Here is a 26,155-nt window from a genome sequence, read left to right on the forward strand (position 1 = left end):
GCGTCAGCCGGTCGTGCGGGTGCGCCGGCGCTGCGCCACCAGCGCTTGCATGTAGCCGTGGAGTTCGTGGAAGGGGACAGGCTTGCGATACGCGGTGACGTCCTCGGGGAGGCCACCTTCGGCCGCGATCTCTTCAGCGCTGAGGGCAGATACCACGACGATGGCGACTTCGCTGGCGAGCGGGTTCTCGCGCAGGCGCCGGATCATCTCGAAGCCATCGAGGCCGGGCATGCGCAGGTCTGCGATGAGCAGATCGGGCGGCTCGCGGCCGACTTCAACGAGGGCGTCGAGGCCGTGATCAAACACGCACAACTCGATATCCATCGTCCATTCGCCGAAGGTTTCGCGGTACACCTGCTGCAGCAGGCTGTCGTCTTCGACCACCACCACCCGGAGCTTGGCGCCGTTGTTGCGCGGACGGGCGCTGCCCGTATGCTGGCTGCGGGCGAGGAGCGCATCGACCGAGTCCTGACGGATGCGGCGGTGGCCGCCGGCCGTCTTCCAGCCTGCCAGGGTTCCGCTCTCGACCATCTGCTGGACCGCTCCGAGCGAAAGTCCGAGCTGGCGGGCGGCCTGAGCGGTGCTGATGAATTCGCGTGTGGAGTCAGCGTTGCGCGCCATTTGTGATCCGACGAAATGCGTAAAACAGTGAAAATAACAGCATTGGGTCGATTGCGGCAAACCCAATTTTGACCGGGCCAAATTATTCTTACAAATGGGTGATCTGACCAGCGCACATGACCCTTGGATGCGTGCTTGCGCCGCACCGCGGTGATACGCAAGGGGCCTTCGGCGAGCCGGCAGAGTGGCGGTACAATTGTGCTCCGCGCGCTGGCGTCGGCTTGATGCCTGGCCTTGCGCTGGGCTGGATGGAATGTGACGCGACCTCGGGGGTCTGCATGAACACATCGAAGAACGTTCTGGGTGGGCCATTGCTGGCCTGCAGTTACGCCCCGCTAACCGGGTTCTACCGGACAGGATGTTGCGAGACGGGGCCGGAGGATGCCGGCCGTCACGTCGTCTGCGTGCGGGTTAGTGAAGCGTTTCTGGCTTTCTCGCGCAGTGCCGGCAACGACTTGTCGACGCCTCGGCCCGAGTACCGCTTTGCCGGCCTGAAGCCGGGTGACCGCTGGTGCCTGTGCGCGCTGCGCTGGAAGGAAGCATGGGAGGCGGGGGTTGCGCCGCCGGTCGTGCTCGAGGCCACGCACGAGTCGGCCCTGCGTATCGTCGATCTCGACACCCTCAAGGCGCACGCCTTCGGCACTGCGGCGGGCTCGCGGGACTGAGCCCGCCATGGCGTCCGAGGCCGTCGTACCTGCCCACGACTGGCCGGCACGCCTGTCGCCGATTCTCGTCGCGCTGGAAGCGGGGCTCGTCGAGCGCCGACTGCCGCTCCGACTGGCCTTGCTTGCGGCACTGAGCGGCGAGCACACCCTGCTGATCGGTCCGCCGGGCACGGCCAAGAGCGTACTCGCCCGCCGCGTGCATCTGGCGTTTCGTGACGCCCGCTATTTCGAGCGCCTGTTGACGCGCTTCACCGTGCCCGAAGAGCTGTTCGGCCCCTTGTCCATCCGTGCGCTGGAGGAGGATCGCTATGAGCGTCACACCGCGGGTTTCCTGCCCGATGCCACGGTGGCTTTCATCGACGAGGTGTTCAAGGCCAACAGCGCCATCCTCAACGCCCTGCTGACGCTGCTCAACGAGCGAGAGTTCGACAACGGCGCGGGTCGCCAGCATTGTCCGTTGGTGAGTGTCATCGGCGCCACCAACGCCGTGCCCGAGGACGAAGTGGCGGAAGCCTTCTTCGACCGTTTCCTCGTGCGCCTGAGCGTGGGGCCGGTGAGCGCGGGCGGCTTCGAGCGTCTGATGCTCGACGCGGCCTCAGTCCCCTTTGGTGAGGCAGGCGTCGCCATGCCTGCGGCCTTGTCGGCTGCCGAGCGTGCCGCCTTGTCGCAGGCTGCGCTGCAGGTCGCCTTGCCGGACGAGGTGCTGAGCCACCTCGGTGCCTTGCGGACCTGGCAGGCGGAGCGGGGGAATTACGTTTCCGATCGGCGCTGGGTCAAGCTCGGGCACTTGCTGCGCACTGCAGCAGCCTGCGAGGGGCGCGACAGTGTTTCGGCGTGGGATCTTGCCTTGGCACCGTATTGCGTGGCGGCCGATGCGAGCGAGCAGGGCGAGATCGCAGCGTGGCTGGCGGCGCGCCTGGGCGTGCGGGCGGTCTGGTCGCCACCGCGATTGACTCGCATCGTCGAGGCGTTCGAAGCCCAGCTGAGCGCCGAGCGTGCGGCCAACGACCTCGACTACGACGAGGCTGGCCGGCTGCGTTTCTCCGCGATCGGGCAGGCGCAGGAGCAGGCCGAGGCGCTTGCGGGTGCGATTGGCGATGCCAAGGGCGGGGCGGGCGCGCTGCGCATGAGCTATTCGCGCCAGCGCCGCTACGGCCCATTGCACATCGGCGCACGCACGCGCCAGATCGACGAACTGCTTGAACGCATCGCCCGGTACCAGCGTGAGCTGGCGGCCCAGCGCGCGGCGCTGGCGGACTGGAGGGCCGGCAGCCTGTGGGCGCCGCCGCGCTTCGCCGAGCAGGCGCAGACGGTGCTGGAAGGTGTGGCCGCTGCGCTCGGTGCACTCCAGGTCCGCGCGAGCGAGGCCCGCGCCGGGTTCGAGTCGCTTCCCCGTCTTGCGGAAGGGGCAGGAAGCGCACCGGAGCCGGTCGCGCACGAACCGTTCGTCGACTGAGGGCGAGGCCAGATGGAAGAGGCGCGCCCCATGCCCTGCCTGTTCGAGCCCCTCGAAGCCCGGCTGGCGGTGCTCGACGCCTTGCCCCCCGCCCTGTGGCTCGGCGGCATGACGCACGCAGGTGGGCGGCTGGAACCCCGCTTGCTGGCCCTGCAGACGTGGCGCGGACTGCTGGCGCAGGGCCTGAATCCACTTGATCGCCTTGCACCGGGGCCGTTGTCCGACGCGGACTGGCCCGCGCCTGTGCTACGCGAAGCATTGAAGACCTGCTTCGACCACCTGCAGCTGGCGCGCTACTGCGAGGCGCATGCCGATCTCGCCGATCTGGTGCTGCAGAGCTTGCTGTTCCATCTCGACCTCATTGTCGATTACCGCGATCGCGGTGCAGGCGAGGCCGCGGCAGCGCGCATCGCGATCGAGGCCTTCCATGCCGACTGGGCCGAGCGGTGCGGCGAGATCGACGAGCTCGCCGCGGCCTTCGGTGAGCTGGGCGACCTGTTCAAGAACACGCGCTGGGATACCTTGCGCGGCCTGCTGCGCAGCCGCGAGTGGCAGGACCTGGTGCGCATCCGCAGGCTCGTCGAGAGATTGCCCGAGCTGGCACGACTCATCCGCAGCCTTGGGCGGGCTCAGCCGGTCGAACCGGCGCCGACCGACAGCCAGCACAGGCAAAGCGTCATGATGCCGGCGCTGGCGCTGCAGGCCGACGCGCATACGCAGCGCGTACCCGACATGCCGGGGGAGACACGCGGCGTGCATCGTTCCGATCGTCTGGCGCGCATGCTGCCGGCAGAGGCCATGTTGCTCGGCCATCCCCGCCTGCGCTTCGTCTGGCATGCCCGTCGCGCCGAACGTACGCTGCTGTGCTATGAAGACGACGACCGTCTGCGCGAGCGGCATCACCACCCTCTGCCGGTGCCGCGCCCACAGCCGCGTCCGGCGCCGGCCCCGCGGCTTGCGATGGGACCGATGCTGGTCTGCGTCGATACCTCGGGATCGATGCAGGGTGGCGCCGAGGCGGTGGCCAAGGCCGTGGTGCTGGAGGCGGTGCGCACCGCCCACGCGCAGCACCGGCCCTGTCGCGTCTTCGCGTTTGGCGGTGAGGGCGAGGTGGTCGAGATGTTGCTGGCGCTCGATCCCTCCGGTGTCGCACAGCTCGCGCGCTTTCTCGGTCAGGGCTTCCACGGCGGCACCGACATCTGCGGCCCGATCGAGCACGCCCTCGCGCGGCTGCAGGAAGAGGACTGGCGACTGGCCGACCTGCTGATCGCCTCCGACGGTGAATTCGGCGCCACCCCCGCGGTGGCGGCGCGCCTGCAGCAGGTGCGCCGTGAACAGGGGCTCCGCGTGCAGGGGGTGTTGATCGGCGACCGCGAAACCATCGGCCTGCTCGAGCTGAGCGACGCGATCTTCTGGGTGCGCGAATGGCGCCGCTTCGGCCCGGCGGCTGAGGCTGGCCGCTACGGAGAGGGGGGCGAGGGCGGCGAGGGCGGCGGCTCGCCCGTGCATTCGAGCAGGCTGACGGCCGACTACTTTCCCGGTGCGCTGCGCACGCCGGACAATCTCGCCCGCACGCAGCCGCCCGAAACCGCTGCTGCTGCGGTGCGTGCCGGTCGGCATCGCGACGCGGCGTCGTGACCACCCGCCTGAAGCCAACCCACAGACCGTGTCCGGGATCTCGTCCATGACCTTCGCTTCCGATCTCATCGCCGAACTCGAACGCGCCACGGCCGGCCACCCCGTGCCGCGCGTGCGTGCGCTTCATTTGCCGCCGCCCGAGGCGGCTGCGTCGAAGAATGGCGAGTTCTGTGCGCTGGAACTCGACGACGGCGCGCTCGGCATCGCCTACGTGCTGCTCGACGACGCCCTCACGCGGCTGTGCGCTGCGGGCGATCGGGCGGGCGTGGCCGGCATGGATGCGCTGCAGCTTGCGCGCGAGTTCGTCGGCGGTGCCACCGACCTGCGGCGTACGCTCGGTTTCGCCGCGGCCAACGCGCTGTCGCGCAGCGTCATGGACCGCATCGGCTTTGCGCCGCCGCGGGCCACCGATTCGATCGGCGGCATCGCGCCGCAGGCTGGTGACCACATCGGCATGGTCGGGCTGTTCTCCCCACTGCTGAAGCAGGTCACCGCAGCCGGTGCGCGACTGACGGTGGTGGAGCTGAACCCGGACTACGCCGGACAGTACGACGGCTATCGCGTCACGCTCGACGCGGCCGAGCTCGAAAGCTGCAACAAGGTGCTGTCGACCAGCACCATCCTGCTCAATCACTCGGTTGATCGCATGCTGGCGCACTGTCGCAACGCGACGCGCATCGCGCTCATTGGCCCGAGCGCGGGCTGCCTGCCTAATCCCTTGTTCGCGCGCGGCGTACGTGTCGTGGGCGGCAGCTGGGTGAGCGACCGCGCGGGCTTCGTCGATGCGCTGCGCAGTGGGGCGGCCTGGGGTGGGTTCGCCTACAAGTTCGCCCTTACGCCGGAAAACTGGGCCGTTGCCGATCGGCACTGGTCGGGGGTGTGACAGGCCGCGCCATGCCGTCCATCTACGACATCCTGGCCGAACAGCGCATCGCCGATGCGCTGCGTCGCGGCGAGTTCGACAATCTGCCGGGCGCGGGCAAGCCCCTGGTGCTCGACGACGAGCTCTTCGTGTCGCCCGAGCAGCGCATGGCGAACAAGGTCTTGCGCAATGCAGGCTTCAGTCCGCCCGAGGTCGGCCTGCGCAAGGAGATCGCGAAGTTGCGCGCCGAGATTGGCGAACTCGAGGACGGCGAACGGCGCAGCGCCCTGCGGCGCCGGCTGGCGATGCTGATCGTGCAACTGGGCGAGATTGCGCGCAGCGGGCACTGACCGGGCTGTGATGCGCCGAGCGTGACATTGCTCACGCCGCGGAACGGCGTTGTCAATGTCACAATCGCGAGTCCGTTGAAGCCATGGAAGCGCCTGATGTCGGACAGGATCCTCACCGCAGTCGTCGCCAGTCTCGTGCTGGTCTTGCTGCTGCTCATCTACGGCATCGCCACGCTGGGCTCGAACACGGCGGACAGCGACCGCGTGCTGCCCGAACGCCACCATGCCCGCATTGGGCAGGTCGTATTCCGTTCCGAAGGTGGAATGACGCGCATCAATCCCGCCGTTGCGTGCGCCACGCGCGACGCGTGCGAGCTGGTTGACCGGATCGCCGCAGAGGTCAAGGACGGCATCCAGGCGCTCGGCGGGGCGCACCCGGTTCACGCGCTCGAGACGACCGAAGGCAAGCTGCAGCTGCAATCCGCGCTCACGGCCCATGTCCAGCAGCTTGTGCAACGGAACACCGGCAATCCGTCCGACATCGTGACGGTGTTCTTCGACGAGATCATCTCGACGACGGTCGATTGACGTGCCAGGCGGGGCGCGGAGGCGGCGCCCGTGTCTCTGGCGCCCGCGCTTCGTCGTCTGCCATCACCTAATGCATTCGCATATACTGTGCGCCGTTTTGCGGTGCAGCACGCTACGCCAGCGTTCGTGGCAGCGCTCGATTGACGCCGCCGCCAAGCAGATCGCCCCGATCGAACAAGGAGAATCACAGCATGAGCCGTCCTACCAAGATTGCGACCGCGCTGGTCGCGATCGCGCTGATCTACCCCGCCGCCACGTGGTTTTCCGGCCAACGCATCCAGGCGGTCCTGGACGAGCACTATGCGGACATGAAGTCGCACCCTTCGCTGAAGGTCAGCGAGCGGACCTATGAACGCGGTGTGTTCAGCAGCACCGAGAAGGTCAGCTTTGAAATGGCGATGCCGGTGGCGGCCGAGGACGGCACGGTGCAGGCGGGCGAGCCGCTGCGCATGACCATCAGCAGCCGCATCCAGCATGGTCCCGTGCCCGGTTTCGAAACGCTTGCCGCAGCCATGCTCGACAGCGAAGTCGTGCTGGAAGGCGAGGTCGGCGCTGCGCTGCGCAAGTCGCTGGGCGGCAAGGCGCCGCTCGTGGCGCGCACCGTGGTGAAGTTCGACGGCGGCGGACATTCGGCGATGACCAGCCCCGCCTTCGAGCTTGCCGTCCCCGACGGCACGGGCCAGGCCTTGCGCATCGGCTTCAGCGGCCTCAAGGCCGACATCGATTTCAGCGCCGGGATGCGCAGCTACACGATGAAGGGGACGGCAGACGGCCTGTCGATGGAAGACCCCGACATGCTGATAGAACTGTCGGGGCTGGTGTTCGACGCGGACCAGCATCGTCTGTTCGACGACGAAGCCTGGCTGTATGCCGGCAAGCAGCGCGCGACGGTGGCTTCGATGAAGGCCGAGGCGAAGGAGGAGGGCGAGCTCGGCGACACCCGTTTCGAGCTGGAGCTCCTGAGCTACGACATCGATATGCCGGGCAAAGGCGAGTACCTCGACATCAAGGCACTGATGGGCACCGAAGTGCTGCGCGTGGCGGACGTCGACTACGGCCCCGCACACTACGACTTCTCGATCAGGCACCTGCATGGGCGCACGCTGATGGATCTGTATCGCAAGCTGCTGGAGATCAGCGGCGATCCTGCCCAGCTCGCCCAGCAGACCGAGGACCCGGCAGCGCTGTTCGCGCCCCTTGCCGGACCCGCGATGACGCTGCTGGCCCACGACCCCGAGTTCAGCATCGACCGCATCAGCTTCACCAGCCCCCACGGCACGGCGGCCCTGTCGGCTGAAGTCAGTCTCAAGGGCGTCCAGCCCGACGAGCTGAGCAATCCGCTGATGCTGCTCGCCAAGCTGCGCGCCTCCGCCGACCTTTCGGTGCCGCAAGGCCTGCTCCTGGCGTTCGCCAGCAACGAGGCAGAAGACCCGGAAGAGGCCGACTTCGCGGCCGCCCAGCTGCAGCAGCAGCTCGAGCTGCTGGAAGCCCAGGGCTATCTCCAGCGTCAGGGCGATCAGGTCAAGACCAGCGCGGCGTTCTCCCAGGGACAGCTGACGGTGAATGGCCGGCCGTTCAATCCGCTGGCGATGGGCGGGCGCTGAAGCAACACGACCCAGGTCATAAGCGCTCCAAATCCGAGGATCACTGTGCATCACGTCACAGCTCGGTCGGTGCGTCGGGCTGTCTGTCACAGAACCGACGCAATCCGCATCTAGATTCCACGGCGCTCCGCTTTCGCCGTGAACTAGATGAAGATCCGACACCAACTGGTGAGCTTGCTCGTTGTCACCATCGTCGCCCTGATCGGGCTTTCCGTGCTTTCCTTTCTGCAGCTCAAGCGCACCGCTGAGCTGACGCGGGATCTGACCGATCGCGCCATTCCTGCGTTGGCTGCCGCCAATGAGCTGCGGTCGAGGGTCGTCCTCTACAACGAGACGACCGTCTCGGCCTTTCGTGCGCCGGACCTGTTCTCGACCGCCGAACTGCGTGAGCGTCTGCAGTCAGGGCATGCCCAGATTGCGCAGAGCGTCTCCGAGCAGCTGGACTACACGTCCGACCCGACGCAGCTCGGGCTCATCAGCCAGATTCGGGAGAGCCTGCAGCACTACGTCGAGGCTGGAGAACAGGCGCTCGCGTTCGTGGGCGGCGATCAGGTCGAGCTGGCGCAGGCGGTGATATCCGGCAATGCCGAGCCCCACATCCGGGAGATCGAGCAAGTGCTCGAGACGCTGCTCGTGGAGAAGGGGCGGTCGCGCGACGAGGCTGTGCGGGCGCTGGAGACGGCGCAGAAGGATGCGCGGACACTGATGGGCATTGCGCTTGCCGTCACGGTGCTGTTGCTGCTCATCCTCGGTGTTCGCCTGTACCGGCGGATCGTGGGGCCCTTGCGGGTGATGGAGGCCAAGATGCATGCCATCGCGACGGACCTGGATTTCACGCAGCGCGTTCCGGTCGGTCGCGATGACGAGCTTGGGCAGTCCGTTCGCACCTTCAACATGCTCATGGAGGCCGTGAGCGCGGCGCTCGGCGAGATGGCGGCCGTCATTCGCGACAACGAGGTCATCGCGCACGAAATGCAGCGCTCGGCGACGGAGGTGTCCCGTATCGCCGACGAGGGCAAGGGCTCGACCGTGGAGATCCGCGGCGCGGCGCGGGCGGTGCATGATCAGATCGAACAGATCGAAACGGCGACGAATACCGCGGGTGAGCTTGCTGCATCGTCCCGCGAACGCGCCATGACGAGCAGTGAGGCGATCGGCCGCACGGTCGAGGACATCAATGCGCTCGCAGCGAGCGTGGGGGCTGCGGCGGATCGCGTCTATGCGATGGAGTCGGTGGGCGCGAGCATCTCGACGCTGGTGGGCGAAATCCGGGACATTGCCGACCAGACGAACCTCCTCGCACTCAACGCCGCCATCGAAGCCGCCCGGGCTGGCGAATCCGGTCGCGGCTTCGCCGTCGTCGCCGACGAAGTGCGCAAGCTGGCTGAACGCGTCACGTCGGCCACACGCGCGATCACCGAGCAGGTATCCGCCATCAATACCACGTCAGCGGAGTCGACGACCCTGATACGGCGCGTCGAGGCGGATCTGCGGCGCAACATCGCGCTTGCCGCTCAGGCCAAGTCCGCGATGGACGAGGTGCGGACGTCGTCGCTCAAGGTCACGGCGGTGGTGGGTGACATCGGCGGCCAGGTTCAGGCTGGCTATCTCTCCGGCAGCGACATCCTGAGGCGCTCCGACACCATCGCAGGGCTGATGGCCGAGGCAGTCGATACGGCCGCAACCACCAGCGCGCTGGCCGACAACATGCGCCAGATGTCGGCCCGGATGCTGTCGATCGTGCACAGGTTCAGGGTCGGCTTGCCTGGTTGAGGGACATCGGACGCGGTTTACCGTCGAGGCGTTCGCTGATCGCCAGCCTCGAGGAAGCGGGGTCTCTGGCCGTGGTCGTCTATCCGCTGAGTACGCCTGCGCCGGAATGATCGAGGCATGGGGGCAGGTTTTCCATGCTGTCAGGATCATTGCCGGGCAGGCGGGGCCATGACGACCGATCTGGCTGCCGAGGCAGCCCTTCGAGCTTACCTTGCGCTGGCGGTCTTCCGCTGCTCGCGGCTGAAACCGACTTCGCGCTCGGGATCGAGCAGGCGGTCGCCCGCGGCGTCGCGAATGCGGGTCGGCAGCCCCATGCCGTTCATCAGCTGGATGAAGGGCAGCGGATCGAGCTCCTCGACGTTGGCCATCTCGCCGATGTCCCAGGTGCCGTCGGCGATCAGCATCGCCGCCGCCACCGCCGGTACGCCGGCAGTGTAGGAAATCGCCTGACTGCCCACTTCGCGGTAGCACGCCTCGTGGTCGCACACGTTGTATAGCAGCACTTCCCTGGCCTGGCCGTTGCGGGTGCCCTTGATCAGATCGCCGATGCAGGTCTTGCCGGTGTAGTTGGGCGCAAGCGAGGCCGGGTCAGGCAGGACCGCCTTCACGACCTCGAGCGGGACCACCTCCTGGCCGCGCGCGGTGCGCACCGGCTTCTCGGAGAGCAGGCCGAGATTCTTCAGCACGTTGAAGACGTTGATGTAGTGCTCGCCGAAACCCATCCAGAAACGGATGTTCGGCACGCCGAGGGTCTGCGACATCGAGTGCAGTTCGTCGTGGCCGGTGAGGTAGGCGGCCGATTTGCCGACCACCGGCAGGTCCCATTCCTTGCGATGCTCGAACATCGCGTTTGCCTTCCAGGCGTTGTCCTCCCACGACCACACGGTGGAGGTGAACTCGCGGAAGTTGATCTCCGGGTCGAAGTTGGTCGCGAAGTAGCGCCCGTGACTGCCGGCGTTGATGTCGATGATGTCGATCGACTCCACCTGGTCGAAGCAGTGGTCGACCGCGTAGCGCGCGTAGGCATTGACCACGCCGGGGTCGAAGCCGACACCGAGCACCGCGGTGACACGGGCGTCCTTGCACGCCTCGCGGCGCTTCCACTCGTAGTTGGCATACCAGGGCGGCGTCTCGCACACCTTGGCCGGGTCCTCGTGGATCGCGGTGTCGAGGTAGGCCGCGCCGGTGTCGATGCAGGCGGCCAGCACCGACATGTTGAGAAAGGGCGAGCCGACGTTGATGACGATCTGGCTGCGCGTGGCGCGGATCAGGAACTTGGTTGCCTCGACGTCCATTGCGTCGAGGGCGTGGGCCTTGAGCTGGCCCGGCTGCTGCATGCTGCCCTTGTCCTCGATGGAATCGATGATGGCCTGGCACTTTGCGAGCGTGCGCGACGCAATGTGGATATTGCCGAGAAGGGCATTGTTCTGTGCGCACTTGTGCGCCACCACGTGAGCGACACCGCCCGCTCCGATAATCAGGACATTACGCTTCATTTACATCTCCCATCACTCTGGTTTGACCGCACTTCGTCAGGACAAGCTGCTGACGTAGTCGTCATACGAAAAATCGCGCACGAGGCGCACGCTGCCGTCCAGTTCGCGGACGGCGATGGCCGGCATGTGGATGCCGTTGAACCAGTTCTTCTTCACCATGGTGTAGCCGCCGGCATCTCCGATCGAGATACGGTCGCCGACCTGCAGCGGGCGGGCGAAACGGCCCTCGCCGAAGATGTCGCCGGCGAGACAGGTCTTGCCGCAGATCTGATAGACGTACTCACCCTGTCCATCGCCGATCGGCGCGGTTTCGCGGTAGATCAGCAGGTCGAGCATGTGGGCTTCGGTCGAGCTGTCGACCACCGCGAGCTGTTTGCCGTTGAAGCCGGTGTCGAGCACGCTGACTTCGAGCGTGGTGGTGTGGCGCACGGTGGCCTCGCCCGGTTCGAGATAGACCTGCACGCCCCATTTGCTGGAGAAGTGGCGCAGACGCTCGCAGAAGGCGTCGAGCGCATAGCCCGGCGAGGTAAAGCTGATGCCGCCGCCCAGGCTCACCCATTGCAGCCGCTGCAGGATTGCGCCGTAGCGGCGCTCGACCTCGCCCAGCAGCGCATCGAACCGCGCGAAATCGTCGTTCTCGCAGTTGTTGTGGATCATCACGCCGCTGAGACGATCGATCACCGACAGGATGCGGGCAGGATCGGATTCGCCCAGCCGGCTGAAGGGCCGCGCCGGGTCGGCGAGATCGAATCCGGCGCAGCTGACGCCCGGGTTCAGGCGCAGGCCCACCGGCTTGCCCATTGCGGCGGGTGCAAAGCGCTCGAGCTGATTGATCGAGTTGAAGATGATCTTGTCGCTGTGGGCGACGACTTCATCGATCTCGTGGTCGGCGAAAGCCACGCTGTAGGCATGGGTCTCGCCGCCGAACTTCTGCTGACCCAGTTTGACCTCGTACAGCGACGACGAGGTGGTGCCGTCCATGTGCTCGCGCATGAGATCGAACACCGACCAGGTCGCGAAGCACTTCAGCGCCAGCAGCACTTTTGCGCCGGACTGCTCGCGCACGCGGTCCATGATCTGGAGGTTGCGCAGCAGGGCCGACTTGTCGATGAGGTAGTAGGGGGTCGAGATCGTTTCTTGCATCAGGGTTCCTAGTGTTCGCTGGCGGTGACCTTGGTCCGGCTGCCGCGTTTCTTCGCGGCTCTCGTCTCGCCGAGATGATCGATGATCACCGCGTTCTGATCCGGAAACGTCGCCACCAGCGCGAGCTGGCCACCGACACTCTCCACGTAGTGCCGCAGGGTGGACAGGAGCATGTCGCTGCGCTTTTCGAGGCGCGAGATGGTGTCCTGCCCGACGCCCAGCGTCTCCGCCAGGTCTTCCTGGGTCCGTTTCGCGCGTTTGCGCAGTTCCTTCAACGTAGCCAGCGGCAGGGCGACCAGCTCAGTGCTTCCATTGCGGCCGGCAGGACGTACCGGATCCTCGTCGCCGTGCTTTCTTGCCATGCCGAAGTCTCTTCGATCGCTTAAGGAGGCTGGATTATGGCATTAAAACCATATGCTTTCAATGCCATGTGTCTCTGCCGGCGGGTGGGCGTCGTAATGCCTGGTGCCAATCGGGCGGCGCCGCAGGAAACGGGGTGCTGCGTCGCGGCAAACCTTGCATGCGTGTCACATTCGAGGACAAGAATCGTGCAGGTTCCGATCCTGGGCAGCGCATTCATGAGCATCAGACACAGTCTCGTATCCCTCATCGTCATCACCACTGCCTTGCTGATTTCGATCGGCGTGATCGGTGGCGGCCACTACCGTCATAACACCGAACTCATCCAGTCCCTGACCGACGATGCGATCCCCGGCGCATTGATTGCCGCCGACCTCAGTGCGGACCTCAAGCAGGCCGAGCTTGAACTGATCAAGCTGGTCATTGCGCCGACGCCGGACATCATCGAAAGCGTTGAGCGCAGCCTGCGCGCCCAGCATGCGCTGCTGGGCGAACGCCTCCGGTCCCTCAGCCAGCTTCCCTCGTCACCGACGGAGCGCGCCCTGATCGAGCATGCATCGCAGCGGCTCGCGGACTATCAGGCCTCGACCGAGGACATCGTCGGCCTGGCGCGCTCGGGGCAGCGCCTGCTGGCCGAGGCAAGCCTTTACGCCAATGCGGCGGAATATGAGCGTGAGCTGCAGCAAGTGCTGGACACGCTGCGCATCGAGAAGCGCAGAAGCAAGGATCAGGTCGTCGAGGTGCTGGAAGCGGGGCTCGATAAGACGATCTGGGTGCTGGGCGGAGCGGGAGGCCTGACCCTGCTCGTGCTGATCGCGCTCGTCATGCGCCTGCATCGCAACATCGTCACGCCGCTGCGGGCGATGGAAGGCACCATGGGCGCCATTGCGAACTCACTCGATTTCACCCAGCGTGTGCCGGTGACGCGAAATGACGAGATCGGTCAGTCGGTGCGGGCCTTCAATACGCTGCTCGATACCCTGCAGGCTAGCCTGGGGGCCATGATCGAGATCATCCGCAGCAACGAAGGTGCAACCGCCGAGATGCACCAATCGGCCCAGGTGGTTGCGCACATCGCCTCCGAAGGCAGCGGCTCGTCGAAACGTATCCAGCAAGCGGTGCGCTCGATACAGGAGCACATCCGGGAGATCGACCGGGAATCGCGTCAGGCCGGGCGGATCACCGAGGAGTCCAGCCAGGCGGCGACGTCGCGCAGTGCCGTCATCCGCGAGACGGCGAACCGCATCGAGGCGTTATCGACGTGCCTCGAAGGCGCGTCCGGTCAGGTGTTCACCCTGGCCCGGGAGGTAGGCGAGATTGAAAGCGTGGTGTCCGAAATTCGCCAGATTGCCGATCAGACGAACTTGCTGGCACTCAACGCGGCGATCGAGGCCGCCCGTGCAGGAGAAACCGGCCGGGGTTTCGCAGTGGTTGCGGATGAAGTGCGCAAGCTCGCCGAGCGCTCGGCCGCTGCGACGGAGTTGATCAACCAGCGCCTCGGTCGCATCCACCATGCATCCCATGAGTCCACCGCGCTGATGGAGCAGGTCGGCGTTGAAATGGCGCACAGCGTCACCCTGGCGCGCTCGGCGGGAGAGGCGATCGAGAGCATTGAGCGTTCGGCGGTCGGGGTCATCGAAGTGGTCGGCGAGATCATTCGCCTGGTGCAGATCGGCCAGGGCTCGAGTTCCGAGATCGTCGAGCAAGTGGGCACCATCGACGTACTGCTCGATCAGGCCCATTCGGCGGCGCGCCATACGAAGGGTGCCGCCGACCGCATCCGCGATATCTCGGTCGAGCTGGTATCGATCGTGTCCCGCTTCCGCATCGAAACGGCAAGCGCATCGGCACGCGGGTGAGTGCTGGGAGGCTGATGCAAGACCGGAAGGTGGCGCGCCGGCACGGGGTGATCCCGATCTCGGCGGCAGAGGCGGCCGTGGTGTGGTGCCATTTGCCGGGCGGCTTCTTCGATGTGACGGCGAAACGTCGGCTGATCGCCGACGGTCCATTTTCCTGCTGATCACGCAGCCCAACGCCAGGCATTGAAGGGCGGCGCCAGTGGCTGCGTGACCTCTTCGAGCGGCGGATGCTGCAGCACCCGCCGGAGAATGCGGTCTTCCAGCGCGGTGAAATCCGTGATCGCGCGCTCGCGCGGGCGGTCAAGTGGCACGGCCAGGTCGAGTGCCAGCTCGCTGTCCTCGATCAGCAGCACGCGATCAGCCAGGGCAATGGCCTCGGACACGTCGTGGGTGACGAGCAGGGCGGTAAAGCCTTGTGTCTGCCACAGGCGTTCGATCAGCGTATGCATCTCGATGCGAGTCAGTGCGTCGAGCGCGCCCAGCGGCTCATCGAGCAACAGCAGGCGGGGCTTGTGGATCAGTGCGCGGGCGAGGGCGACACGCTGGCGCTGTCCCCCGGACAGCCGTGAGGGCCACTCATCGGCGCGGTCGCTCAGGCCGACGTCGGCCAAGGCGGTCAGGGCCGCGGCACGTCGTTCGCGTGCCGAGCCGGGCAGGCCGAGGGCGACGTTGTCGGCGACGGTCTTCCACGGCAGCAGGCGCGCGTCCTGGAACATGATGCGTATCGCGTCGTGCGTCTCCCGTAGGGGGCGGCCATCGATCGCAATCGTCCCTGCCGTCGGCGACTCCAGGCCGGCCAACAGGCGCAGAAGGGTGCTCTTGCCGCAACCGCTGCGCCCGACGAGGGCGACGAACTGGCCGGCTGGGATGTCCAGGTCCAGGGACTGCAGGACCTGGCGGTCTCCATAGTGCTTGCTCAGGCCTTGCAGGCCGATGCGCACGCCGGTGGGGCGATGCGTCGCCGCACCGGTGGGCGCGGCCAGGGCGCGCACTTCATTCGAGTCGATGATGCCCATCGAGGGTTCTCCAGGGTCGTGGTGACAGCGGGCGGGTGTCAGTGCCCGGCGTAGGCCGTGTTCCAGCGCAGCAGTCGCCGCTCCAGCAGCCGAGCGGCGACGTCTGCCAGCTTGCCCAGCACGGCGTAGAGCAGGATGGCGGCGACGACGATGTCGGTCTGCAGGAACTCGCGGGCGTTCATGGCCATGTAGCCGATGCCGGAGCTGGCGGCGATGGTCTCGGCGACGATCAGCGTCAGCCACATGAAGCCGAGCGCGTAACGCACTCCGACCAGGATGCTGGGCAGCGCGCCGGGCAGGATCACGTGACGGAACAGCGACCAGCCCGACAGGCCGTAGGAGCGCCCCATCTCCACCAGCGCAGCATCCACCGAGCGGATGCCGTGGAAGGTGTTCAGGTACACCGGGAAGAACACGCCCAGCGCGACCAGGAACAGCTTGCCTTCCTCGCCGATGCCGAACCACAGGATTACCAGCGGGATGAGCGCGAGGTGAGGCACGTTGCGCACCATCTGCAGCGTGGTGTCGAACAGGTTTTCCGCCAGACGGTAGCCGCCGTTGATGAGGCCGAAGAAGAAGCCGATACCGCCGCCGATGGCGAAGCCGATCGCCGCGCGCACGAAGCTGGCCTGCAGATGCACGAACAACTCGCCGGAGGCGGCCAGAGTCCAGGTTGCGGCCAACACGGCCGAGGGCGCGGGCAGGATCCGCGTGGACAACCAGCCAAGCTGGGCGGCGACCTGCCAGCCTGCGAGGATGGCGAAAGGGACCAGCCAGGGGCCGACGCGGCGCAGCGCACGGCCTGCGGCAAATGGTTTCGGAGTGGTCACGGTCGCTGTCCCCGGGTCAGCTTTGCGCAGCCTTGGGCGCCTGCGCATAGCCGACGATCTCGCCCATCGGCGCGACGCGGCGCCTGGATGCGCCAGGTGGCGCCAGCTGGGCAGTGTCGCGGCCGGCCAGCGGCAAGTGGGGGAAGACCAGCTCGGCGAAGCGGTAGGCCTCTTCCAGGTGCGGATAGCCGGACAGCACGAAGGTGTCGGCCCCGAGCGCGGCGTATTCCTTGATGCGCTCGGCGATGATCTTGCCGTTGCCCACCAGGGCGGTGCCCGCGCCGCCTCGCACCAGCCCGACGCCCGCCCACAGGTTAGGGGCGATTTCAAGCTTGCTGCGGTCGCCGCCGTGCAGTTCGCGCATGCGGCGCTGGCCTTCGGAGTCCATCTGGCCGAGCGCGCGCTGTGCGGTGGCGATGGTGTCGTCGTCGAGCTGGCTGATCAGTTCGTCCGCTGCCTGCCAGGCTGCCGCCTCGGTCTCGCGCGGGATCACGTGCAAGCGCATGCCGAACCGCACCTGACGGCCTTCCTTCTCGGCGCGCTCTCTGACATCGGCGAACTTTCGCGCCACCTCGGACGGCGGTTCGCCCCAGGACAGGTAAAGCTCGACATGTCTGGCTGCGGTGTCGTGCGCGCGGTTCGAGGAGCCGCCGAAGTAAAGCGGCGGATACGGCTGCTGCACCGCCGGGAAGAGCTGGCGCGCGCCCTTGACCTCGACATGCCGGCCCTTGTAGTCGACCGTTTCGCCTGCCAGCAGGCGCTTCCATACCTCGAGGAACTCGTCGGCATGATCGTAGCGTTCGTCGTGGCCCAGGAAGATGCCGTCGGCCTCGAGATCAGAGGAGTCGCCGCCGGCCACGAGATTGATCAGCAGCCGGCCATCGGACAGGCGGTCGAAGGTGGCGGTCTGGCGCGCGGCAACGGTCGGCGACGTGGTGGCCGGCCGCAGTGCGACCAGGAATTTCAGCGTGCGCGTGACCGGGATCAGGCTGGAGGCCACCACCCAGGCGTCCTCGCAGGCACGCCCGGTCGGAATCAGCACGCCGCCGTAGCCCAGGCTGTCGGCCGCCTGTGCGATCTGCTTCAGGTAATCGTGGTCGACTGCGCGTGCGCCGTGCGCGGAGCCGAGGTAGCGTCCGTCACCGTGGGTTGGCAGGAACCAGAAGATGTCGAGTGGCTTATGTTGAGGCATGGTGGAGGTCCGGTTTCGTGGATCAATCAGTGTGCCGGACGCCACACGACCGATGCGACGTCGAGCTTTTTCGGGATCAGCTTCAGCCCGGTGAGGGTGTCGGCCATCTGCTGCTGGTGGCGGATCACATCGTCGGTCAGTGGCTTGACGCCATAGCCGTAGCGCGAGATCGACACAGCGGCCACGTCGACCGGCAGGCCGATCTGCGGCGCAACGATGGCGGCGGCCTCCGCCTGGTTGCCGCCGACCCACTCCCCGGTTTCGTTGATCGCCTCCAGGGCGGAGGCCAGCACCTGCGGATGCTTCTGTACGAAGGGGCGTGAGGCGATGTAGAAGTTGTAGTTGTTCGCGATGCCCGTGCCGTCGGCCAGGATGCGCGCATCGAGTTGCGCTTCGGCCGCAGCCCCGAAGGGGTCCCAGATCACCCACGCGTCGACCGCGCCGCGCTCGAAGGCAGCGCGGGCGTCGGCCGGCGGCAGGAACGCCACCTCGACATCGCTGTACTTCAGATTGACCGATTCCAGCGCCTTCACCAGCAGGTAATGCACGTTGGAGCCTTTGTTCAGCACCACGCGCCTGCCTTTCAGATCGGCCAGCGACTTGATCGGAGAATCCTTCGGTACGAGCACCTTCTCCGCGCGTGGCGCGGGTGGTTCGTTGCCGACATAGACGAGGTCCGCGCCTGCAGCCTGGGCGAACACCGGCGGCGTCTCGCCGACCACGCCCAGGTCGATGCTGCCGACGTTGAGCCCCTCGAGCATCTGCGGGCCGGCAGGGAATTCGGTCCACGTTACCTTCACGCCCTCGGCCTTCAGGCGTGCTTCGAGATTGCCGCGCGCCTTTACGATCGAGAGTGTCGAGCCCTTCTGCCAGCCGATGCGGATCTCGGGGGTGTTGGCGAGCGCAGCAGGGGTCGAGAGCGCGATCGGTGCTGCCGCTGCTGCGAGCAGCCCCTTGAGAACGGAACGCCGAGAGAGGGCGCTGGACGAAGTGGACATGATTGGACTCCTGATGTGTGTCGGGGAAGGGGGCCGTGGCCGACGGGTCTGTGGGCCCGGTTGTCGGAGCGCATTAGACGACGCGTTCAGCCCGCCATCGAACCAAGAAAAACCGCTTTGCTTATCGACGGTCTCGTGGAATCGTTTGCAGATTCCGGTCTTTGGCCGTTGGCGAATGCAATCGCCAGGCGCTTTGGCGCGCGCGTCCGCACGGCGGGGCAGACTCATTCAAGGAAGTATCCATGGCGGATTTCCTGGGCAGTTTCCTGCTGGCGGCCGCGCTGACGCCGGGGCATGCGCTGTCGGCCGTCCCTAATCGACAAGCCTGAATACCTCAGCAGAATTTCTTCGTTGGGTTTCGTCGGCGGATAAGAGAGCATCCGCCGCCTCGACTCTTTGCGGAGAATTCACATGCGCGCTCCCGTTCGCGCCCTTGGCGCCGTTGTTGCGGCCTCGGCGCTTCTTTCAACTTCCCCGGTACAGGCCGAGGCGGGCGACCGCCAGGTGCGCGTCTGGGCGGCGACTTGCGCCGCCTGCCATGGCACGGATGGCCATGCCCAGGCCGGCATGACGAGTCTGGCTGGACGTGACGCCGACGATCTCTACGCGCTGCTCAGCGACTTCAAGAGCGGTGTTCGCCCGGCGACGGTCATGCACCAGCACGCCAAAGGGTATTCCGACGATGAACTGAAGCGGCTGGCCCAGTGGTTTGCCGCCCAACCGAAGCGCTGAGGTGGATGCTCATGAATACGATTGATCGCCGCGGATTCATCAAGGCTTCCGCCGGTCTGGCGGCTGCACTGGGCGCTGGCCTCGGCGCCGGTGCGTGCGCGACACCGGTGGGGCGCGCGTCGCTGGGGCGCGTCGTCGTCATCGGCGGCGGCTTCGGCGGCGCCACGGCCGCCAAATATCTGAAGAAGTGGGAGCCCCGCCTCGAGGTCACGCTGGTTGAACGCAACCAGAATTTCGTCTCCTGCCCGATCAGCAACCTGGTGCTGGCCGGTGTCAAGCAGATCGAGGACATCACCATCGCCTACGACGGCCTGGCCAAGTACGGCGTACGCCTTGTGCGCGACGAGGCCGTGGCCATCGATGTCGACAAGCGCGAGGTTCGACTCGCCAAGGGCGACCCGTTGCCGTGGGACCGGCTCATCGTCGCGCCCGGCATCGATTTCCTCTACGACCAGATTCCCGGTCTCGACAGCGTCGAGGCGCAGCAGCAGGTCCTGCATGCGTGGAAGGCAGGGGCGCAGACCGTAGCGCTGCGCAAGCGTCTCGAAGAGTTGCCCGATGGTGGCGTCTTCGCGATCTCGATCCCGAAGGCGCCCTACCGTTGCCCGCCGGGACCGTACGAGCGCGCCAGCGTGATCGCCAACTATTTCAAGCAGCACAAGCCGCACGCCAAGGTGCTGATCCTCGACGGCAACCCGGACATCACCTCGAAGAAGGCGCTGTTCCTGCAGGCCTGGGAGGAGCGCTACAAGGGCATCATCGAGTACCGTCCGAACAGCGTGCTGCAGGATTTCGACCTGCGCGGCAATGTCGCGAAGCTCGAGTTCGACACTGTTCGGGCCGACCTCTTCAACGTCATTCCACCGCAGCGCAGCGGACGTATCGCCACCCCTTTAGCCAATGTCGGAGGCCGTTGGGCAGGCGTCGATTTCCGCAGCTTCGAATCGACCGCCGTTCCAGGCGTGCATGTGATCGGTGATGCGACGGCTTCGGCGCCCGGCATGCCGAAGTCCGGCTTCATGGCCAACAACCACGCCAAGGTGGCGGCGGATGCGGTCATCGCCAGCCTCACCGGACTCCCGCCGAATCCGACGCCGATCATCGCCAACACCTGCTACAGCTTCGTTTCCGATCGCGACGTGGTGCATGTGGCCTCGGTGCACAAGTTCGATACGCAGGAAAACACGCTCCTGCCGGTCAAGGGTGCGGGCGGGCTATCCGCGGTCGCCAACGATCTCGAAGGCAAATACGCACTGGCCTGGGCCCGCAACATCTGGGCCGATGCGCTGACCTGATCCGCGATTTAAACTTGCTGGCAGAGGAGGTAGGAATGGAAGACCAAGCCGACGGCGTGCAGCCGGCCCTTGCGCAGCGCGCGCGGGCATTTCTCGACCGCTTGCCGCTCGGGCGCGGGGGCGGGCGACAGTTGCGCCGACTGTCGGAAGGTGGCGTGGTGGGCGACTGGTTCGGCTGCGAACTGTCGAGTGTCTTCCAGCCGATCGTGCGGCCCGCCGACGGTAGCACGATCGGCTACGAGGCCTATCTGCGCATCCTTGGCAGCGGCGAGCGCGCACTTTCGCCGTGGGCCCTGTTCTCCTCGAACGCGGACGATGACCGCCTGGTGGCGCTGGATCGCCTGGCGCGGACCGTCCATGCGCTGAACTTCCTGGCCTCGGTCGAAGGTGACGGCTTGCTCTTCCTCAACGTTCACGGCCGCCTGCTGGCCGCCGTCAGCAGCGACCACGGTGCTGCATTCCGCAAGGTGGTCGATGCGCTGGGCCTGCCGCCGGAGCGTATCGTCATCGAGACTCCGCTCGAGGCCAGCAGCCAGCCGGACCTGCTGGCCTTTGTCCTGCGAAACTACCGCAACAACGGCTTCCAGGTTGCCATCAATGTCGAGTCGCCGATGCAGTGGCAGACCCTCTCCGGCCTGGTGCCGGCGCAGTTCGTGAAAATCGACAGCGCTCGCCTGTTCATTGCCGAAGACTGGCAGGCGCGCCTGGGGTGGCTGGTGAGCTTGCGCGAACGTGCGAACGTCGTCGTGACGCGACTCGAGCACAAACTGGACGGTGTTCCGGATGAGACCCTGCTCGCCCAAGGGTACGCCTATGGCCTGCCGGCCCCGCGCGCTGCGATCACGCGCGCGGAGCGCTACGCCCTCGATCGCTTCGCCTTCTAAAGGGTACGACGGTGAAAGATGCGTCCTGTCCGCCGCGCACGCGGCACGTTGTCATTGTCGGCGGTGGGTTCAGCGGCACGCTGACTGCGGTCCATCTGCTGCGTGAGGCAGCGCCGGAGCAGGTTTGCATCACCTTGATCGAGCAGCATGCGCGTGCTGCCCGCGGGTTGGCGTATCGCATCTGGGATGACAGCATGCTGCTCAACGTGCCCGCCGGCAACATGAGCGCACTCGCTGAGGAGCCAGGGCATTTCCTGACCTATTGCCGCGACATCGATCCGGCCTTCAATGAGGGGTCGTTCGTTCCTCGCCGCCTCTTCGGAGACTACCTGGAGCACACGCTGCGCGTTGCTGAGCTCTGCAGCGCAACGTCGTTCACACGCGTTCGTGCCGAGGCCGTGGCGGTGCGGCGAATGCCGGCATTGCGACGCTTCGAGATCAGTTTGGACAATGGTGCTGCGCTCGCGGCCGATCAGGTGGTACTCGCGCCCGGACATGTGGCGACGCAGACCTTGCCCGTCGCTGACGCATTGGCCGGATCGGGTCGCTATGTGGGCAACCCTTGGGATTACGGGGCGATGGATCATGTTCCCGGCGGACAGACCGTTGCGGTGCTTGGCACCGGGCACACCGCGATTGACGCACTGTTCCGCCTGACCAGCCGCGATGACGCGCGCAAGGTCTATCTGCTGTCACGTCGCGGTCTGCTGCCCAAGGGGCACCGTACTCGCCCGCAGCCACCCGCGACGATGGCCTTTCCAGACTATCTGGAGGGGCTGGAGCCGACCACCTTCGCCTACCTGCGAGCCATCCGGCGCCAGATTCGCCTGCTCCAGCAAGAGGGACAGAACTGGCGGGATGTGATCAACGGGCTGCGCCCTCACACCGCCGAGCTCTGGCGCAGGCTGCCGTATGGGGAACGACGACGTTTCCTCTCGCGTGTCGGGCCATGGTGGGACATCCACCGCCATCGTCTCGCGCCGACGGCCTATCGGCGCCTGCAAGGCCTGCTCGATTCCGCGCAGGCCGAGGTCCTTGCCGGGCAGGTCATCGGCATGCAGGTGCAAGGCCAGGGCGTCCGCGTGAAGCTGAAGCCGCGTGATGGCGGCCCGGTGCGCGAACTCGAGGTGGCCGCCGTGGTGAATTGCACCGGCCCCGACTACGACGTCACGCGTCTCACGGCGTCGCGTCTCATCGTGCAACTGCGGGAAGAGGGCTATCTGCGGCCGGATCCGCTGCACATCGGGATCGAATTGGATGAGCACTACAACGTGATCGGCAGGGATGGCTACCGGGTAGCGGGACTGCATTACGTCGGCCCCATGCTGCGAGCGCGCTACTGGGAGGCGATCGCCGTTCCGGAGTTGCGTCGTCACACGCAGGACCTCGCCCGCCATCTGCTGGAACGCCCGGCCTGAAGTCCGGCCCTCCACGGCTGAAGCCTTTCAGATGAGGGCTTGCACGAGGCCGATGGAAGCGCACGCAGCGATTACGCTCATGACGTCCTGCTTGTACTTCCACAGTGCGATGAAGGCTCCCAGCGAAATCAAGGCGTAGAACCATTCGAAGCCACCTGAGAATGGTGCAGCCTCGGTCGCGTGCGGGAAGATCACGTGCCAGCCGAAGAACAATGCAAGGTTGAGTATCACCCCGACCACGGCGGCCGTGATGCCGGTGAGCGGTGCGGTGAATTTCAGGTCGCCGTGGGTGGACTCCACCAGCGGCGCCCCTGCGAGAATGAATACGAAGCTCGGCAGGAAGGTGAAGAAAGTGGCCACCGATGCGCCGACGAAGCCCGCCAGCAACAGGGCATCGGGACCGAAGATTTCCTTGGTCCAGGCACCCACGAAGCCGACGAAGGCGACCACCATGATCAGCGGCCCGGGCGTGGTCTCGCCCAGGGCCAGACCATCGATCATCTGTGTGCCGGTGAGCCAGCCGTAGGTGTCGACGCCGCCCTGATAGACGTAGGGCAGCACGGCATAGGCACCGCCGAAGGTGACGAGCGCGGCCTTGGTGAAGAACTCGCCCATGGTACGCAGCACCGGTTCGTCGAGCACGGCCATCGCCGCGCCCCAGAGGATCGCCGCCGCAACAATCAGTGTGACGAGGTAGGTCCAGCTGAAGCGCGTATGGGGCAGGGGTGGAGTGTTGTCATCGATCAGGGCGGGGCCGTAGTCCTTGTCGGCGCCAGCATGTCCGCCGCCGACCCTGAACTTGTCCGGCGCCAGTTTGCCGCCGAGCGCGCCGAGCAGGCCGGCGCCGACGACGATGTAGGGAAAGGGTATGCCGAAGATGAAGATGGCCACGAAGGACACCGCCGCGAGCGCCCACAGCAGCCGGTTCTTCAAGGCCCGCGAGCCGATGCGCCAGGCGGCGAACACCACAATCGCCACCACCGCAGGCTTGATGCCATTGAAGATGCCCTGCACGAGAGTCAGGTCGCCGAAGGCCAGGTAGATGTAGGTCAGCGCTGCCAGGATGAACAGCGATGGCAGCACGAACAGCGTGCCGGCGACGATGCCGCCCCAGGTCCGATGCAGCAGCCAGCCGATGTAGATGGCAAGCTGCTGCGCCTCGGGCCCGGGCAGCACCATGCAGTAATTGAGCGCATGCAGAAAGCGCCGCTCCGAGATCCAGCGCCGATTCTCGACCAGCTCCTGATGCATGATCGCGATCTGCCCGGCAGGGCCGCCGAAGCTGATGAAGCCGAGCTTCAGCCAGAACAGGAAGGCTTCGCGGAAGGAGGGCTGGGCGGGGTGCTGAGTCAGCGGTGGGCTGGCATTCATGTCGGTTGGTCCTCCTGGTCCCCGATTGTCGCTGACTTGATGCTGCGCGGCGCGCCGCTATGCGATTCAGCGCTTGTGCAGCCAGCGGGCGTACAGCCACCGTGCCGCATGGTCGAGCGCGAAACCCAGCGCGCCGATGATCAGGATCGCCGCCATCAGGTCTGGGTAGGCGAGGCGGTCGCGGGCGTCGAGAATGAAATAGCCCAGCCCGGCCGACACCCCGAGCATCTCCGCGGGCACCAGAATGATCCAGATGATGCCGATCGCGAGCCGCACCCCGCTCAGGATGTGGGCGACGATGCCCGGCAGCACGACGCGGAAGATGGTCTCGAAGCGGGTGGCAGACAGGCTGCGTGCGAGCATCAGCCAGTTGCGATCGAGCTGCGCGACGCCGGCCGCGGTGTTGAGCAGGATCGGCCACACGGCAGCGAAGGCGAGCAGGAAATACACCGGCGCGTCGCCCACGCCCAGCACCATGACTGCGATCGGCATCCACGACAGTGGCGAGATCATGCGCAGGAACTGGAACAGCGGCGTGGTCGTCTGCGCGAACACGCGCGACACGCCGGTGAGGATGCCCAGCGGCACGCCGATCGCGAGCGCCACCCCGAGGCCGACTGCCACCCGCTGCAGGCTGACGCCGATGTGATCCCACATCAGCGGGTCGACCACCAGCCTGGCAAGTGCCCGTAGTGCCTCCACCGGAGCGAAGTTGGCGAGGATTGGCGTGTCGGTGGCCAGCAGCAGGGTGGCTACCGCCCACAGGGCGGCAGCCAGCGCGAGGCCGAGGACGGGGAGGGTCAGCGGTGTGGGCATGCGCATCAGACCACGATGGTTTCCTGCCGCAGCAGGTTGGCCGGCAGGCCAAAGACCTGCGGACCGCCTACGGCGTCGATTGCCACGCGCACGAAGCGGTCATCGACCAGGTCGCGCGCCACGAAGGCTGGGTCGAGCTTGGCGAGGAAACTCGCATCGCCTTCGACCTTGGTGGTGAGCAGGCTGCGCACCAGCTCTTCGGTGTAGGACGGGAAGGGGTAGGGCTGGAAATCGATGCGGCGCTGGTGCCAGCCCTTGTTGCGGGCCACGCCGCTGTCCTCGTAGATCTTGTAGTCGGTGGCGGACAGCACCTTCGCCAGCACCTCGACCGTGTGCGGCGTGTAGCGGTTGTCGCCATTGGCGGCAAGTAGCTTGGCCGCCTCGAGCTGGTTGCCGCGCGTCCACAGCTGGGCCTTGACGATCGCGTTGGTGACGCGCTGGGCCCACTGCGGGCGTTCGGCGATGTCGCGTTCGGACAGGAAGGTCACGCAGCAGGCGTGGTCCTTCCAGACGTCGCCGGAGAAGCGCAGCACCTTGCCGACCTTGTTGATCTCGGCCGCGGCATTGAAAGGGTCGGCGACGATGAAGCCGGCGATGCCCTTGCCGGCCAGCGCCGACACCATCTCCGCCGGCGGCAGCACGATCAGGTTGACCTCGTTGGCTGCGATCGAGGTGCCGCGCGGTCGGGTCACCGCGGTCAGGCCGTTGGCCACCAGCAGCTTCTGCAGCAGGATGTTGTGGATCGAGTACCAGAACGGGATCGCTACCGTCTTGCCGCCGAGGTCCGTCACCTTGTTGATGTCGTGTGCGACGGTCAGCGCCGAGCCGTTCATGTGGTTCCAGGCCACCACTTTGGCCGGGAAGTTGGTGCCGTAGCGCACCCACAGGGTCGTCGGCGACAACAGGTGGATGACATTCACCTGGCCGGAGACGAAAGCCTCGACGATCTGCGCCCAGCTTCGGAAAAGGCGCGGCGCTTCGGTGCGCAGGCCTTCGGCTTCGAAGAGCTTGCGCGCATGCGCGACCAGTAGCGGCGTCGCATCGGTGATCGGCAGGTACCCGATCCTGACCGGCACGTCGTCACCTTTGGCGGCCTGTGCCATGGCGTCGCCCGCGCGCAGCATGGGCACGGCGAGGCCTGCGCCGGTCAGGGCAGACAGGCGCAGGAAGTCGCGGCGGGTCATGCCGCAGCCGCAGTCGGACGACAGGCAGATGTGGGGTCGGGTGGCGGGTTTGTAGTCCATGGTT

The 26,155-nt window shown here is 66.4% G+C and carries 25 protein-coding genes; 14 read left to right on the plus strand and 11 right to left on the minus strand.

The genetic code is table 11. The features are described 5' to 3' along the window. Nucleotides 1-3 precede the first annotated feature (3 nt). On the minus strand, nt 4-621 hold the full coding sequence (locus AC731_RS02480) for a response regulator (protein WP_004253192.1): 618 nt from the start codon (nt 619-621) through the stop codon (nt 4-6). A 278-nt stretch (nt 622-899) separates the two neighbouring features. Here AC731_RS02480 and AC731_RS02485 point away from each other — a divergent pair, with 278 nt between their 5' ends. From AC731_RS02485 to AC731_RS02520, 8 genes are all read left to right on the plus strand, one after another. Next, on the plus strand, nt 900-1,286 hold the full coding sequence (locus AC731_RS02485; protein WP_048710495.1) for a DUF2237 family protein: 387 nt from the start codon (nt 900-902) through the stop codon (nt 1,284-1,286). Nucleotides 1,287-1,293: 7 nt separating this feature from the next. Further along, the gene (locus AC731_RS02490) at nt 1,294-2,742 is read left to right on the plus strand and encodes an AAA family ATPase (RefSeq protein WP_048709027.1); all 1,449 of its coding nucleotides are present in this window, start codon (nt 1,294-1,296) and stop codon (nt 2,740-2,742) included. 30 nt (nt 2,743-2,772) lie between these two features. Beyond that, the gene (locus AC731_RS02495; protein ID WP_237266590.1) at nt 2,773-4,380 is read left to right on the plus strand and encodes a VWA domain-containing protein; all 1,608 of its coding nucleotides are present in this window, start codon (nt 2,773-2,775) and stop codon (nt 4,378-4,380) included. 46 nt (nt 4,381-4,426) lie between these two features. Then, on the plus strand, nt 4,427-5,263 hold the full coding sequence (locus AC731_RS02500) for a Rossmann-like domain-containing protein (protein WP_048710498.1): 837 nt from the start codon (nt 4,427-4,429) through the stop codon (nt 5,261-5,263). An 11-nt stretch (nt 5,264-5,274) separates the two neighbouring features. Next, nucleotides 5,275-5,592: a DnaJ family domain-containing protein gene (locus AC731_RS02505; RefSeq protein ID WP_048710501.1), complete on the plus strand. Its 318-nt coding sequence runs from the start codon at nt 5,275-5,277 to the stop codon at nt 5,590-5,592. 96 nt (nt 5,593-5,688) lie between these two features. Further along, complete coding sequence (locus AC731_RS02510) at nt 5,689-6,120, plus strand: flagellar basal body-associated FliL family protein (RefSeq protein ID WP_048709030.1); 432 nt, start codon at nt 5,689-5,691, stop codon at nt 6,118-6,120. A 191-nt stretch (nt 6,121-6,311) separates the two neighbouring features. Next, on the plus strand, nt 6,312-7,724 hold the full coding sequence (locus AC731_RS02515; protein ID WP_048709032.1) for a YdgA family protein: 1,413 nt from the start codon (nt 6,312-6,314) through the stop codon (nt 7,722-7,724). Nucleotides 7,725-7,871: 147 nt separating this feature from the next. Beyond that, nucleotides 7,872-9,497 (plus strand): methyl-accepting chemotaxis protein, encoded by a 1,626-nt coding sequence (locus AC731_RS02520; RefSeq protein ID WP_048709034.1) that lies wholly within the window; start codon nt 7,872-7,874, stop codon nt 9,495-9,497. A 206-nt stretch (nt 9,498-9,703) separates the two neighbouring features. On the opposite strand, the gene AC731_RS02525 is transcribed toward AC731_RS02520, so the two are convergent. Genes AC731_RS02525 through AC731_RS02535 form a run of 3 tightly spaced genes read right to left on the minus strand, consistent with a single transcriptional unit; the run spans nt 9,704 to nt 12,498 of the window. Next, nucleotides 9,704-10,993 carry a saccharopine dehydrogenase family protein gene (locus AC731_RS02525; protein WP_048709036.1) on the minus strand — a complete coding sequence of 430 codons (1,290 nt, stop codon included), beginning with the start codon at nt 10,991-10,993 and terminating at the stop codon, nt 9,704-9,706. Between the two features lie 36 nt (nt 10,994-11,029). Next, complete coding sequence (locus tag AC731_RS02530) at nt 11,030-12,136, minus strand: carboxynorspermidine decarboxylase (RefSeq protein ID WP_048709037.1); 1,107 nt, start codon at nt 12,134-12,136, stop codon at nt 11,030-11,032. Nucleotides 12,137-12,144: 8 nt separating this feature from the next. Further along, nucleotides 12,145-12,498 carry a helix-turn-helix transcriptional regulator gene (locus tag AC731_RS02535; protein WP_048709039.1) on the minus strand — a complete coding sequence of 118 codons (354 nt, stop codon included), beginning with the start codon at nt 12,496-12,498 and terminating at the stop codon, nt 12,145-12,147. 186 nt (nt 12,499-12,684) lie between these two features. Here AC731_RS02535 and AC731_RS02540 point away from each other — a divergent pair, with 186 nt between their 5' ends. Both AC731_RS02540 and AC731_RS19745 read left to right on the plus strand, forming a co-directional pair. Further along, the gene (locus AC731_RS02540; protein WP_237266591.1) at nt 12,685-14,355 is read left to right on the plus strand and encodes a methyl-accepting chemotaxis protein; all 1,671 of its coding nucleotides are present in this window, start codon (nt 12,685-12,687) and stop codon (nt 14,353-14,355) included. A 14-nt stretch (nt 14,356-14,369) separates the two neighbouring features. Next, nucleotides 14,370-14,516, plus strand: coding sequence for a hypothetical protein (locus AC731_RS19745; protein ID WP_156480631.1), 147 nt, complete (start codon nt 14,370-14,372; stop codon nt 14,514-14,516). Here AC731_RS19745 and AC731_RS02545 read toward each other — a convergent pair whose 3' ends face one another. From AC731_RS02545 to AC731_RS02560, 4 genes are read right to left on the minus strand one after another with little or no spacing between them, the layout of a single operon-like run. Continuing rightward, entirely contained in the window at nt 14,517-15,371 is an 855-nt protein-coding gene (locus AC731_RS02545; protein WP_082794228.1) for an ATP-binding cassette domain-containing protein, read from the minus strand. Between the two features lie 38 nt (nt 15,372-15,409). Then, on the minus strand, nt 15,410-16,201 hold the full coding sequence (ssuC, locus tag AC731_RS02550; RefSeq protein WP_048709041.1) for an aliphatic sulfonate ABC transporter permease SsuC: 792 nt from the start codon (nt 16,199-16,201) through the stop codon (nt 15,410-15,412). A gap of 16 nt (nt 16,202-16,217) precedes the next feature. Further along, nucleotides 16,218-17,393, minus strand: a complete 1,176-nt coding sequence (gene ssuD / locus AC731_RS02555) for an FMNH2-dependent alkanesulfonate monooxygenase (protein WP_048709043.1) — start codon at nt 17,391-17,393, stop codon at nt 16,218-16,220. Between the two features lie 26 nt (nt 17,394-17,419). Then, entirely contained in the window at nt 17,420-18,391 is a 972-nt protein-coding gene (locus AC731_RS02560; RefSeq protein ID WP_048709044.1) for a sulfonate ABC transporter substrate-binding protein, read from the minus strand. Nucleotides 18,392-18,802: 411 nt separating this feature from the next. Here AC731_RS02560 and AC731_RS02565 point away from each other — a divergent pair, with 411 nt between their 5' ends. The 4 genes from AC731_RS02565 to AC731_RS02580 are packed head-to-tail and all read left to right on the plus strand — an operon-like array spanning nt 18,803 to nt 22,720. Continuing rightward, nucleotides 18,803-19,123 carry a c-type cytochrome gene (locus AC731_RS02565; protein ID WP_048709045.1) on the plus strand — a complete coding sequence of 107 codons (321 nt, stop codon included), beginning with the start codon at nt 18,803-18,805 and terminating at the stop codon, nt 19,121-19,123. Between the two features lie 11 nt (nt 19,124-19,134). Next, on the plus strand, nt 19,135-20,418 hold the full coding sequence (locus AC731_RS02570) for an NAD(P)/FAD-dependent oxidoreductase (RefSeq protein ID WP_048710509.1): 1,284 nt from the start codon (nt 19,135-19,137) through the stop codon (nt 20,416-20,418). Nucleotides 20,419-20,453: 35 nt separating this feature from the next. After that, the gene (locus AC731_RS02575) at nt 20,454-21,302 is read left to right on the plus strand and encodes an EAL domain-containing protein (protein ID WP_048709046.1); all 849 of its coding nucleotides are present in this window, start codon (nt 20,454-20,456) and stop codon (nt 21,300-21,302) included. Nucleotides 21,303-21,313: 11 nt separating this feature from the next. Then, on the plus strand, nt 21,314-22,720 hold the full coding sequence (locus AC731_RS02580; protein ID WP_048709048.1) for an FAD/NAD(P)-binding protein: 1,407 nt from the start codon (nt 21,314-21,316) through the stop codon (nt 22,718-22,720). Between the two features lie 27 nt (nt 22,721-22,747). Here the strand turns inward: AC731_RS02580 and chrA are convergent, their stop codons facing one another. The 3 genes from chrA to AC731_RS02595 all read right to left on the minus strand — a co-directional run bounded on the left by chrA (nt 22,748) and on the right by AC731_RS02595 (nt 26,151). Further along, complete coding sequence (gene chrA / locus AC731_RS02585) at nt 22,748-24,091, minus strand: chromate efflux transporter (protein WP_048709051.1); 1,344 nt, start codon at nt 24,089-24,091, stop codon at nt 22,748-22,750. Between the two features lie 66 nt (nt 24,092-24,157). Continuing rightward, a complete protein-coding gene (locus AC731_RS02590; RefSeq protein ID WP_048710511.1) occupies nt 24,158-24,907 on the minus strand; it encodes an ABC transporter permease in 750 nt (249 codons plus the stop codon). A gap of 5 nt (nt 24,908-24,912) precedes the next feature. Beyond that, a complete protein-coding gene (locus AC731_RS02595; RefSeq protein ID WP_048709052.1) occupies nt 24,913-26,151 on the minus strand; it encodes an ABC transporter substrate-binding protein in 1,239 nt (412 codons plus the stop codon). Nucleotides 26,152-26,155 lie beyond the last annotated feature (4 nt).

Origin of the sequence: Thauera humireducens, assembly GCF_001051995.2 — a bacterium.
In the GTDB taxonomy this organism is placed as follows: Bacteria; Pseudomonadota; Gammaproteobacteria; order Burkholderiales; family Rhodocyclaceae; genus Thauera; species Thauera humireducens.